Source organism: Alienimonas sp. DA493 (assembly GCF_043951915.1).
Lineage (GTDB): Bacteria > Planctomycetota > Planctomycetia > Planctomycetales > Planctomycetaceae > Alienimonas.
Genome location: NZ_JBINJD010000158.1, coordinates 1 through 11,651 on the forward strand (window position 1 = coordinate 1; position 11,651 = coordinate 11,651).

Annotated in this window: 9 protein-coding genes; all 9 read right to left on the bottom strand. The window is 72.3% G+C overall.

Going from position 1 to position 11,651, the window contains the following annotated elements:
- Nucleotides 1-54: 54 nt before the first annotated feature.
- The gene (locus ACG2DA_RS18575; RefSeq protein ID WP_395257588.1) at nucleotides 55-447 is read right to left on the bottom strand and encodes an STAS/SEC14 domain-containing protein; all 393 of its coding nucleotides are present in this window, start codon (nucleotides 445-447) and stop codon (nucleotides 55-57) included.
- Nucleotides 448-589: 142 nt separating this feature from the next.
- On the bottom strand, nucleotides 590-1,159 hold the full coding sequence (locus tag ACG2DA_RS18580) for a DJ-1/PfpI family protein (RefSeq protein ID WP_395257590.1): 570 nt from the start codon (nucleotides 1,157-1,159) through the stop codon (nucleotides 590-592).
- Between the two features lie 143 nt (nucleotides 1,160-1,302).
- Nucleotides 1,303-2,382, bottom strand: coding sequence for a Gfo/Idh/MocA family protein (locus ACG2DA_RS18585; RefSeq protein WP_395257592.1), 1,080 nt, complete (start codon nucleotides 2,380-2,382; stop codon nucleotides 1,303-1,305).
- 40 nt (nucleotides 2,383-2,422) lie between these two features.
- Nucleotides 2,423-3,364, bottom strand: a complete 942-nt coding sequence (locus ACG2DA_RS18590) for a sugar phosphate isomerase/epimerase family protein (RefSeq protein ID WP_395257594.1) — start codon at nucleotides 3,362-3,364, stop codon at nucleotides 2,423-2,425.
- Between the two features lie 26 nt (nucleotides 3,365-3,390).
- Nucleotides 3,391-4,740: a DUF1501 domain-containing protein gene (locus ACG2DA_RS18595; RefSeq protein WP_395257604.1), complete on the bottom strand. Its 1,350-nt coding sequence runs from the start codon at nucleotides 4,738-4,740 to the stop codon at nucleotides 3,391-3,393.
- A gap of 74 nt (nucleotides 4,741-4,814) precedes the next feature.
- Nucleotides 4,815-8,048, bottom strand: a complete 3,234-nt coding sequence (locus tag ACG2DA_RS18600; protein WP_395257596.1) for a DUF1553 domain-containing protein — start codon at nucleotides 8,046-8,048, stop codon at nucleotides 4,815-4,817.
- 109 nt (nucleotides 8,049-8,157) lie between these two features.
- Nucleotides 8,158-9,858, bottom strand: coding sequence for a cation:proton antiporter (locus ACG2DA_RS18605; protein ID WP_395257598.1), 1,701 nt, complete (start codon nucleotides 9,856-9,858; stop codon nucleotides 8,158-8,160).
- A gap of 200 nt (nucleotides 9,859-10,058) precedes the next feature.
- On the bottom strand, nucleotides 10,059-10,502 hold the full coding sequence (locus ACG2DA_RS18610; protein ID WP_395257600.1) for a hypothetical protein: 444 nt from the start codon (nucleotides 10,500-10,502) through the stop codon (nucleotides 10,059-10,061).
- Between the two features lie 189 nt (nucleotides 10,503-10,691).
- A partial coding sequence (locus ACG2DA_RS18615) for an ABC transporter permease (RefSeq protein WP_395257602.1) occupies nucleotides 10,692-11,651 on the bottom strand: 960 nt, incomplete at its 5' end.

Here is an 11,651-nt window from a genome sequence, read left to right on the forward strand (position 1 = left end):
GGGGGCGGGGCGAGACCATAGCCCCGCCGCCCGCCGCCGTCCGGGCAGAAAATCTCAGCCGGCGGTGAGCCAGCGGCGGGCGGCGGCCCGCTGGGCGGCGTCGAAGCAGCGGACCTCCCCGCCGATCAGCGGTTCGAGAATCGCCGCCCGCCGCCGCAGCGTGATCGGCTCCCCGACCAGCGCCAGCCGGCCGATCTGCTGTCCGTAGCGGGCGGCGAACCGGGCGAACCGCTGCTGACTCGCGGCGTCGAACGCGGCCGCCCCGCGGACCTCCTGCAACACGTGGGCGCCGCCGCGGCGGGTCAGGGCGTCCTGCACCCGGCCGGCGGTCCACTCGGCGTGGCAGCGTTCGTCCTCCGGCGTGCGGCCGGCGGGCTGATCGTCCACGAGAATCTCCAGCAGCGCCGGCCCGGAGGGCAGGGCGGGGACTTCGAGAAACGCAATCATTTGCGCATCCGTGCGGGGGAGGGCGACCGGCGAAGAACCGCGGCCGGTCGGCCGGACGCGCCCCCGAGGGGAGCCGTCCAACGCCCGACGGTCTACCAAACCGCGCGACCCGGAGGGAAGGGCCGGGCAAACGGACCGGTCCTCAGGCCGCGTCCCGGGCGGCGTCCAGCAGTTCGATCCACGGCCGCACGTAACGGCCGCTGTCGTGGTAGGTCCGTCCGCTGCACAGGTTGCCGTCGACCACGCTTGGCTCGTCCACGAACACGCCGCCGCAGACCTCCAGATCGAAGCGGCATTTCGCCACGGTGGCCATCCGCCGCCCCTCCACGCACCCGGCCCGAGCGGGGATCTCCACGCCGTGGCAGACCGACAGGATCGGCTTGTTCGCGGCGAAGAAGGCCCGGGTGAGCCGGATCAGATCCGGGTCGTCGCGGATGTACTCCGGGGCCCGCCCGCCGGAGAAGAACACGCCGAGGTACCGGTCCGGGTCGACCTCCGCGAAGGTCACGTCGGCGTCGATGCGGTAGCCCTCCCACTCCTTGGTGATGGTCCAGCCCTCGCGGACCTCGTGCATCACCATCTGGTAGGTCCGCCGCTCCGGGGCGGCGACGACCGGTTCGTACCCCGCCTCGATCAGCCGGTGGTACGGGTAGAGGGTGTCCATCGTCTCCGAGGCGTCGCCGACGACGATCAGCACGGGCGGGGCGGGCATGACGAGGCGGCGGCGTCGGGGGGGACAGGAATTGGCGGCGGGCTTACCACACTAACCCGAAGCGTCAGCGAGGGCTTACGACTGACGGAGAGGGGGCGCCGGGGTCCCGCGCTGACGCTTCGGGTTGGTGGTGAGCGCGGATTCTAGCCGAGCCGCACGGAGCGGCCGGTGCGGTTCGATTCGTAGATCGCCTGGAACATCGCCACCACGGTGCGGCCCTCGGCCCCCGTGACCGGCGGAGGGGCGCCGTCGCGCACCGCCCGCAGAAAGTCCGCGATGTTCAACTCGTGGTAGTGCGTCGTGCCGTCGACGGCGGCGAACGCGGCGGCGTCGTCCCGCCGGAATCGTTCGAGATCGCCCTGCTCGCCGGGAATCGCCCAGATGTCGTTGAGCGGCGGATCGGCGATGCCGCTGACGCCGGCGACGAAGGAGGCCCCCGTGTCCGTCTGCACCCCCACCGACGCCCCGTTGCTGCCGTGGACGTGCACCTTGGTGTAGAGGCCGGGCTCCTGCGACAGGCTCGTGAGGATCGAACCCAGCCCGCCGCCGCGGAACCGCAGGGCGGCGACGGCGGTGTCCTCCACCTCAACGGACGGGTGGTTCAGGTTCCCCCAGTAGCCGGCGACCTCCTCCGGCTCCCCCAGGAACCACTGGAGCAGATCGAGTTGGTGCGGACTCTGATTGACCAAGACCCCGCCGCCCTCGCCAGTCCACGTCCCGCGCCACGGGTCGCTGCGGTAGTAGGCCGGGGCCCGCCAGGAGTACATCAGGAACAGGCCGAGAACCGGCTTGCCGATTTTGCCGGCGTCGATCGCCTGCCGCATCCGCACGACCGGCTCGTAGTACCGCCGCTGACTGATCACCCCGAGCGTCGCCCCGCCGCGGTCGGCGGCGGCGAGCATCGCGTCGCAGTCGGCCAGCGAAGCGGCGAGCGGCTTCTCGACCAGCACGTGCACCCCGGCCTTCAGCGCCGCGATGGCCGGGGCCGCGTGCAGCGGGTGCGGTGTGGCGATCAGCAGGACCTCCGGGTCCGCGGACCGCAGCAGGTCGTCGATTCGGTCGTGGGCGGTTCCCCCGAACTCCGCAGCGAAGGCGGCGGCTCGGGCGGCGTCGGCGTCGCAGCAGCCGACGAACCGCGACTCCGGCAGCCGGGTCAGGGCGAGGGCGTGCGTCCGCCCGATCTTCCCGCAGCCGACGAGGGCCGTGCGGAGGGGGGCGGACATGACGGAGCGTCGAGAGCGGAACGGGGCGAGCCGGCCGAGGCTAACCGCCCCAGTGTTTCGCCACCATCCGCCGCAGGAAGGCGAGGGATTCGGCCATCTCGCCGAGGCCGTTCATCCCGTCTTCGATGCTGATCCAGCCGGCGTAGCCGACCGCCGCCAGCCGGGTGAACAGGGCGTCGTAATCGTTCAGCCCCTGGCCCGTCACGCCGTGCTTCAGGTCCGGCGAGTACCCCAGCGTGCCGTCCGCCTGCCGCAGGTCCTCCAGCGAGGCCCCCGGCACCAGATAGCGGTCGCTCGCGTGCATGCTGACGACCCGTTCCGCCACCCGTTCCAGCAGGTCGACCGGGTCGTCCCCGGCGACGAGGGCGTTGGACGGGTCGAATTGCACGCCGAAGTACTCTCGCTCCGGCACGCGGTCCAGCAGGTCGAGGAACACGTCGGCCTTCTGGGCGAACTCCGGGTGCCGCCAGAAGCCGTCCTTGTAGTGGTTTTCGAGGCCCAGCGTGACGCCCTCCGCCCGGGCCGTCGGCAGGCAGGCTTCAATGCACTCCGTCACCCAGTCGAGGCCCTGCTCCCGCCCCACCTCCGGCCGCCGCTGCCCGCTGAGGACCCGGCAGACCGGCCGGCCGCCGTCCTCGAAGTCGGCCCCGGCGAGGCGGCGCGTGGCCCGGATCATGCAGCGCTGCCGCTCGACGGCCCGTCGGCGGTCGTCGGGGTCCGGCTGGGTGAAGTCCGGCGAGCAGCAGAGCATCGGCATGAGGAACCCGGCCTCCGCGATCGCGTCCCGCACCCGATCCAGCGAAGCGTCGTCCGGTACCCCGTCCGGCCAGCCGGGCAGAAAGCCCTCGTACATCTCCAACCCGTCGGCGTCGAGCTGCTTCGCCTCCTCGATCCAGTCGAAGACGGTCCTCCCGCCGTCGTTGCTGATCTCCTCCAGATAGCATTTCGGAAAAGCGGAGAGCCGCGGCCGGGCGACGGACATGGGCGAACGATCGAGGGAGGGACGGCTCAGGCGAGGACTTCCTGCACGACATGCCCGTGCACGTCGGTCAGGCGGAAGCGGCGGCCCTGGTAGCGGTAGGTGAGGCGCTCATGGTCGAGGCCGAGCAAATGGAGCAACGTGGCGTGCAGGTCGTGCACGTGCACGCCGCCGTCGGCCACGTTGTAGCTGAAGTCGTCCGTGGCGCCGTGCACGTGCCCCGCCTTCACGCCGCCGCCGGCCAGCCACATCGTGAAGCAGCGGGGGTGGTGGTCCCGACCGAAGCCGTTGGGCGTCAGCTTGCCCTGCGAATAGCAGGTGCGGCCGAACTCCCCGCCCCAGACGACCAGCGTATCGTCCAGCAGGCCCCGCTGTTTGAGGTCCGTCAGCAGGCCGGCGGTCGGCTGATCGGTCTTGCGACAGGAGTTCCGAATCTGCCCCGGCAGGCCGCCGTGGTGGTCCCAGCCGGGTTGGTAGAGCTGAATGAACCGCACCCCCCGCTCCGCCAGTCGCCGGGCCCGCAGGCAGTTGGCGGCGTAGGTGCCGGGGACGTGCACGTCGTCGCCGTAGAGGGCCAGGGTGGCGGCGGTCTCCTGCGAGACGTCCGTGGCCTCGGGGATGGACGTCTGCATGCGGAAAGCCATCTCGTACTGGGCGATGTGCGTCTCCAGCACGGGGTCGGCGGTGCGTTCCAGCCGGAGGCGGTTCAGGTCCTGTACGTGGTCCAGCGCCGCCCGCCGGCCGGCGCGGTCGACGCCCGGTGGGCTGTTCAGATAAAGCACCGCGTCCTCGGAGGGCCGCAGCCGCACGCCGTCGTATTTGCCCGGCAGGAACCCGCTGCCCCACAGCCGGGAGACCAGCGGCTGCCCGCCGCGGTCCTTCGAGACCAGCACGACGAACGCCGGCAGGTCCTCGTTGGCGCTGCCGAGGCCGTACCACAGCCACGCCCCGGCGCTGGGCCGGCCGGGCAACTGACTGCCGGTCTGCATCATCGTCACGCCGGGGCCGTGGTTGATGGCCTCCGTGTGAACGGCTTTCAGCACGCAGAGTTCGTCGGCCAGCTTGGCGGTGTGGGGGAGCAGTTCGCTCATCCACAGACCGCTCTCGCCGTGGCGGGCGAAGGCGAACGGGGAGCCGACCATCGGCAGGCTCGCCTGGTGGGCGCTCATCCCGGTCAGCCGCTGCCCGGCCCGCACCGACGCCGGCAGCTCCTCCCCGTGCCGGGCGGCGAGCGTCGGCTTGGGATCGAACAGGTCGATCTGCGACGGCGCCCCGGACTGGAACAGGAAGATCACCCGCTTCGCCCGCGGGGCGAAGTGCCGCCCGGCCGTCTCCGCCGCCGTCGCGGCCTGCGGGTTGAGCAGCGTGCCGAGGGCCATCCCGCCGAGGCCGAAGCCGAACCGGTTCAGCACGTCCCGGCGGCTGATCTGAGGATGGGGGGGAATGCCGCCCGTCACGGTCGCCTCACGCTTTCGTCCAAGTTGAGCAGGCCGTTGACCAGCGCCGTCAGCGCCGCGTGCCGGGCCGGCGGCAGATCCGCCGACCGCGGGGCGGCGCCGACGCCCAGCAGTTCCTCCGCCGCGGCCGGGTCCGCCTTGTAGCGGGCCAGCTGATCCTCAAAGAGGTCATGCAGAATCCGGGCTTCCGCCTCGTTCGGCGCCCGGCTGGTGAGGGTGCGGAACGCCTCGGCGGCGGCGGCGTCGCCGTCCTCCCCGTGCTTTTGCAGCAACCGGCCGGCGAACGTGCGGGAGGCCTCGACGAACTGCGTGCCGTTCAGCAACACGAGCGCCTGCAACGGCGATTGGACGACGTCCCGCCGCAGCCGGCAGACCTCCCGCCGGCCGGAGTTCATCGCCAACATCACCGGGGCCGGGGCGGTCCGTTTCCAGAAGGTGTACAGGCTGCGGCGGTAGAGCCCGGCGCCCTTGTCGGGCGTCAGCGGCGTGTAGGCCAGGGCCACGTCGTACGGCTTGGCCGGCGGGCCCCCGAAGCGCTGCTCCAGCAGGCCGCTGACGGCGAGGGCGTTGTCGCGGATCATCTCCGCCGACAGCCGCGCCCCGCCGGCCCGGGTCAGCCAGACGTTCTCCGGGTCGCGGTCGCGGCTGGCGGGGGAAACGACGCTGTCCTGGGCGTAGGTCGCCGACAGGGCGATCGTCCGCAGGAGCCGCCGCACGTCCCAGCCGTGCTCCACGAAGTCCCGGGCCAGCCAGTCCAGCAGTTCCGGGTGCGAGGGCAGTTCGCCCTGATTGCCGAAGTCCTCCGGCGTGGCGACCAACCCGCGGCCGAACATCAGCTGCCAGTACCGGTTCACCGCGACCCGGGCCGTCAGGGGGTGGTCCGGGTGCGTCAGCCAGCGGGCCAACCCGAGGCGATTCCGCGGAGCGTCGGCAGGGAAGGGGGGCAGGACGGAGGGGGTGTCCGCCGCGACGGGCTCGCCCCGTTGGTCGTAGGCGCCGCGGTTCAGCAGGAACGCGGTCGCCGGTGCGTCCCGCTCCCGCATCACCGTGATCGCCGGAGTCGCGTCCACCGCCGCCCCCAACCGCTCCCGGGCCGCGGACAGGGCCGCCCGGGCCTCCCGCGTCGGTTCATGCACCGCAGCGAGGAAGTACTCCCGCAGGGCTGTCCGCTGCGGGTCCGTCAGTTCCTCTGCCGGCGTGTCGAACAGCGGTTCGACGGCCGCCGGGTCGCACAGCGCCCGCACTTCGAGCGGCGCCAGTTCCCGCTCGTACAGGCGGAACTCGTCCACGGTCCCGTCCTTGAACCCGCGGTCGCGGTAGCGGGAGCCGAGGGCGAGGTCCGGGTAGCCGCCGTTCCACCGGGAGATCGTGCGGGTGAGGCGGTCCGCCGTGACGCGGGTCGCCGCCGGTTCCCCGTCGAGGAACAGCCGCAAGCCCGCGGCCCGGCTGGAGCCGTCGTAGGTCACGGCGACGTGCGTCCAACGATCGACCGCCAGCGGTTCGGTCGACTCAAGGCCGATCGCGTCGCCGGGCCAGAAGTGGGCGATCCGCACGGCCAGTTTGTCGGCCCGCTTCGTCAGCTCGTAGCCGATCGAGCCGGCGTCGTCCCAGCCGCGGGAGCGGCGGACGATCACGGCCCGTTCCGTCAGCTCCGTCGGTTTGATCCAGAGGGCGAAGGAGAACGGTTGGTGCCGCTCGAACCGCCCGGCGCCCGGCAGGACGACGGCGTCGTCGCCGGTCAGTTTCAACGCCTTGCCGACGTGCCCTGCGACCTGCCGGTTGGCGCTCGGCGTGACCGCCGGTTCGCCGGCCGGATTCGCCAGCGTCCGCACCTCGGCCGGGGAGAGCCTGCCGCCGGTTTCGCTCTTCGCCTGCTCCGCCGTCGCCTCGCCCAACTCCTCAAACGACAGGCTCGCCGCCAGCCCGACCGCCTCCTGCTGACGCCTGACGTCTTCCCCCGGTCCCCTCTCCCCCAGCCACGCGGCGAAGTCGGCGTCCGCCCCGTTCTCGACCTGTTCCAGACGCCGTTCGAGGTCCTCGACGGCGGCCCGGGCGGCGTGAATCTCCGCAGCCTGCTCGTCCGTGGGCAGGTTCATCGCCGGGGTGGGGACGGCGTCGGTGAAGAAGGAGATCAGCCCCCGCTCCGCCACATTGCCGAAGAAGGCCGACAGGGCGTAGTAGTCCCGCTGCGTGATCGGGTCGTACTTGTGATCGTGGCAGCGGGCGCACTCCATCGTGAGTCCCAGGAAGGCCGCGGCGGCGGTGTGCGTGCGGTCGGCGACGTTTTCGACCCGAAACTCCTCCGGCGAAGTGCCGCCCTCCTTCTTGTGCGAGTGCAGCCGGTTGAACGCCGTCGCCAACCGCTGATCCCGCGTGGCGTCCGGCAGCAGGTCGCCGGCGAGCTGCTCCGTCAGAAACGCGTCGTAGGGTTTGTTCTCTTTGAAGGCCCGCAGGACCCAGTCGCGGTAGGGCCAGACGAACCGCTCGTCGTCCCGCTGGTAGCCGTAGGAGTCGGAGTAGCGGGCCACGTCCAGCCACTCGGTCGTCAGCCGCTCGGCGTGGGCGTCGCCGTCCAGCAGCCGGTCGACCGCCGCGGCCCGGGCCGCGGCCGGCGCCTCGGCGTGGGCGGCGAGGAAGGCGTCCAGTTCCGCCAACGTCGGCGGCAGACCGGTCAGATCGAAGGTGACCCGTCGCAGCCACGCGTCCGGCGGGGCGGGGGGCGCCGGTTCGAGACCCTGCTCGGCGTGGGCCGCGGCGACGAAGCGGTCCAGGGGGGCGGTCGCCCACCCGGCGCCCGCCTCCGGCACGGGCACGTCGGCGGGCAGCGGTTTGAAGGCCCAGTGCGGCTCGAAGGGCGCCCCGGCTTCGATCCAGCGGTCGAGGATGGCTCGCTCCGCGTCGGTGAGGGTGCGGTTGGAGTCCGGCGGCGGCATCTTCGACCAGTCGTCCGCATGAATGCGGGCGTGCAGTTCGCTGCCGGCGAGGTCGCCCGGGGCGACGCCGACGTACCCGCCGAGATCCGCCAGGGCGTGCTCGCGGGTGTCGAGGCGGAACTCGGACGCCTGATTCGACGCGTCCGGCCCATGACAGTGGAAACAGCGATCGGACAGGATCGGCCGCACGTCCCGGTTGAACGAGATCGGCCGCTCCCCGTCCGCGGCGAATCCGACCCCGGCCACGGCGGTCCACAGCGCCAGCAACGCGACGGCGGCGGGCGGGCTCGGCGGCATGACGGCTTTCGGGAAACGGAGTCGCGTTCACCCATCCTACCGGCCGGCCGGTCCGCTCGGCGAACCCATCGGGCGGCGCCGGGCCGTTCCCTGACCCGCCGCGGCGGGGTCAGCCGGCGGCGTCGTCCTCCGGGGCGGGCGACTCCGCGGGGGGATCGGCCGCCTTGCGGCGGGCGTCCCGATTGCGGAGCCAGAGCCGCAGGTGGGCCGCGAGCCGTTGACCGACGGCTTTTTCGTCGCCGGCGGTCGCGTCGACGCCGGCGGCGGCGAAGGCGTCCTCGTGCACCTGATAGCGGCTGCGGACGATGATGTGGGCCTGCGGGGCCAGCGTCCGCACCCGCTGGATGATCATCAGCGCATCGGTGTGGTGCGGGATCGTGATGACGACCGCCTCGCAGTGCCGCAGCCCGGCGTGGTCGAAGATCTCCGCCTGCGTGGCGTCGCCCAGTTCCGCCGCGAACCCCAGCCGCCGAGCGTCCCAGACGCCGTGGCGGTTCAGATCGAGGACCGTCGTCCGCACCCCGCGATCGACCAGCGGCTGGGCGGCGATCCGCCCGGCCGGGCCGAAGCCGATGATCGCGACCTCCGGTTTGTGCCCCCCCTCGGTCGGCTGCTCCGCGTCCGCGGCGGGGGCGCCGAACTTCCGGGCGACGAAGCTCCCGAATCGGGGCGCCGCCGGCACGAGGAAGGCGCTGGCGAAGAAGGAGACGATCGCCGCCGAGACCACCAGCGAATACTGGTCCGCCGAGACCACCCCGCCGGACCGGCCGACGCTGCCGAGCACGAAGGCGAACTCGCCCACCTGGGCCAGCGCCAGACCGGTCGCCGCCGCGGTGCGGTGCGTTTGTCCGAACGCCCGGAAGATCGCCCCGACGATCGCCAGTTTGCCGACCGTCAGCGCCGCGACGACCGCGGCGACGAGATACCAGTTCGACAGGATCCAGATCGGATCCGCGACCATCCCCGCCGAGCCGAAGAACAGGGTGAGCAGAATTACCTGCAGCGGCGAGATGTCCGCCCGGATCTGCGTGGCGAAGTCGGAGCTGCCCAGCATCATCCCCGCCACGAAGGCCCCTAACGCCGGCGAGATGCCCGCGGCGTGGGAGACCCACGCCGCCCCCAGTCCGGCGACGGCGGCGAAGGCCACGGTCAGCTCCCGGTTCTGCCGCAGCGTGAGCCGACCGAGGGCCCACACGGCGACCGTCGTCGTCAGGTACAGGCCCACGGTCAACCCGCCGGCGACGAGGATCAGCCGGCCGACCTCCCCGGCGATCTCTCCCGGGCTCCCGCCGGCGCCGAGCACCGTCATCAGCAGGGCCAGCGGCACCACGGCCATGTCCTGGGTGAGCAGTACGCCCAGCGAGTTGCGCCCGTGCGGCATGTCGATCTGGCCGCGCTCCATCAGGATCCGCAGCACCACGGCCGTGCTGCTGGGGGCGACCATCGCCCCGAAGGCGACCGCCGCGGCGGCGGTCGGGCTGAAGGCGTACGCGGCCGCGGCGGCGACGAGAATCGTGACGACGACCTGCACCGTCCCGCCGAGCAGCGGCTTCGGGCCGAGCTTCCGCAGCCGGGCGACGGAGAACTCCAACCCCAGGCTGAACAGCAGCAGGGCGACGCCCAGCTCCGCGACCGCTTCGATCTCGTGCTGCGAGGTGACGGCCCCGACGCTGCCCGGCCCGCCCAGGAGCATGCCGGCGAAGAGGTAGCCGACGATTGGGCTCTGCCCGAACCGTGCGAACAGCCCGCCGACCAGCAGCGAGCCGGCCAGGAGCACGACGATGTCCCGCAGTAACAACCAGAGATCCACACACGCCTTTCGAAAACGTCCGGCGCCGCCGCGGGCCGGTCCGGGGGGAGTCTAACCCCGCCGGCCACATTCGCCGTCCGCCCGTCCGTCCGAACTCCCGCACCCGCAGAAAAGAACGACCCGGCCCCGCCGGGGCGGCGGGGTCGGGTCGAGAAACGGGGCCGAGCGGAACGCCGACAGGCCGGCGCTTCGGCGCTCGTTCAGTGCTCGTGGCGGCGATCGCCGTAGCCGTGGTACCGGCCGGGGAGCAGGTCGAAGTGATCCCCGTGCGGCACGACGGCCGGGCCGACGCAGTCGCCGTACGGCCGTCGCCCGAACCGCCCGTAGGGCGGCCGGTCCCACACCCCGTACCGGGACCCGTAGCCGGCCCCGTACCCGCGACCGAATCCGTAACCGCCGCCGGCCCCGCATCCGTACCCGTACGGGCCACGATCGAAGGAGGAGCCGTACCCGCCGCGGCGGCCGTAGAGGCCGGAGGGGGCGAAGCGATCGTCGAACCGGTCCCGGTCGCGGTAATGCAGGTCCGGCCCGTCGCTCAACGAGAGTTGCAGCGAGACCTGGGGGCGGTCGCCGGCGTCGGCCTGCGACGTGCCGGCCAGGAGCAGAGCACCGGTCGCGGCGAGGGTGAGCGTCGAACGGAGCATTGTCGCGGTCCTGAAACGGTTGGGGGAGAGGTCAGCCCCTCATGAGCACGCACGCCGCGTGCCGAGCGTCGCGCGCGAAGCGTTCGACTGCGAACGCCAACATAACAGACGTTTCCGGGCATCCCGCTCCCGCCGCGGCCGTCGCGTTAGGGAATCGAACGTTGTCGAAATGAGGACGGTTTCGCCCCGTCACGCCGCATTCAGGGCAGCGACGATGTTCGTCCGGGCCGCATGCCAAGCGGGCACGACCCCGGCGAGCAATCCCACGACGGCGGAGACCGCCGCGGCGGTCGCCACGAGGGAGAGCGACGGCCGGAAGGCGATCGCCACCCCCTCGGCTCCCACCGCCAGCCCGCCGAAGGCGAGGATCGCCGTTGCCGCGGCCGTCCCGACGAGCCCGCCGAGCAGGCAGATCAGCAGGCTCTCGCAGACGACCAGCCCGAACACGCGGCTCGGCCGCACGCCGAGGGTCTGCAGCACGGCGTGCTCCTTCACCCGGTCCTGCACGGCCATCACGGTCGTCGTGGCGACCAGCGCCAGGACCAGGCCCACGCAGGCGAAGCCGAGCCAGTGGGCGAAGCCGATCAGGTCCACCAAGTCCGACAGCGTGCTTGCCTGGAAGGCGCCCTTGCGGCGGGTCGTCGTGGCGACGGGGCCGGCGGCGAGGGCGGCGTCGATGTCGCGGGCCACGGCGTCCGGGTCGGCGTCCGGCGCGAGGGCGACCTCGTGCATCGTGACCAGACCGGCAGAGTCGAGGCCGCGGGTGTACTGGAGAAATTCCAGGCTGGTGAAGGCCACGTTCTCTTCGGAAGCGACCGGCGAGGCGAACGTCCCAGCCACCTCCACGCTGAGGTCGCCGATCGAAAAGGTGTCCCCCACCGCCAGCCCCCGCCGGGCCGCCAGCGACCGGCCGACCAGCGCCGCGTCCCGCCGGCTCTCGAACGTCGCCCAGTCGCCGGAGAGCAGCGTCAGCCCACGATTCTCCCGCAGTTGGGCCGGTTCGGCGCCGTTAAACACGACGATGTCGAGGCTCGCCCGGCAGTTGTTCGTCCACACCTGCACCGGCATGACGTCCCGCACCCCGGGCACCTCGCGGATCGTGCGGGCGTAGTCCTCCGGCAGTTTGCTGCTGGTCGGGCAGAAGCGGTT

Coding starts and splice junctions, on each gene's coding strand:
- ACG2DA_RS18575 (WP_395257588.1), bottom strand. CDS start 447: ATGATTGCGTTTCTCGAAGTCCCCGCCCTGCCCTCCGGGCCGGCGCTG.
- ACG2DA_RS18580 (WP_395257590.1), bottom strand. CDS start 1,159: ATGCCCGCCCCGCCCGTGCTGATCGTCGTCGGCGACGCCTCGGAGACG.
- ACG2DA_RS18585 (WP_395257592.1), bottom strand. CDS start 2,382: ATGTCCGCCCCCCTCCGCACGGCCCTCGTCGGCTGCGGGAAGATCGGG.
- ACG2DA_RS18590 (WP_395257594.1), bottom strand. CDS start 3,364: ATGTCCGTCGCCCGGCCGCGGCTCTCCGCTTTTCCGAAATGCTATCTG.
- ACG2DA_RS18595 (WP_395257604.1), bottom strand. CDS start 4,740: ATGGCCCTCGGCACGCTGCTCAACCCGCAGGCCGCGACGGCGGCGGAG.
- ACG2DA_RS18600 (WP_395257596.1), bottom strand. CDS start 8,048: ATGCCGCCGAGCCCGCCCGCCGCCGTCGCGTTGCTGGCGCTGTGGACC.
- ACG2DA_RS18610 (WP_395257600.1), bottom strand. CDS start 10,502: ATGCTCCGTTCGACGCTCACCCTCGCCGCGACCGGTGCTCTGCTCCTG.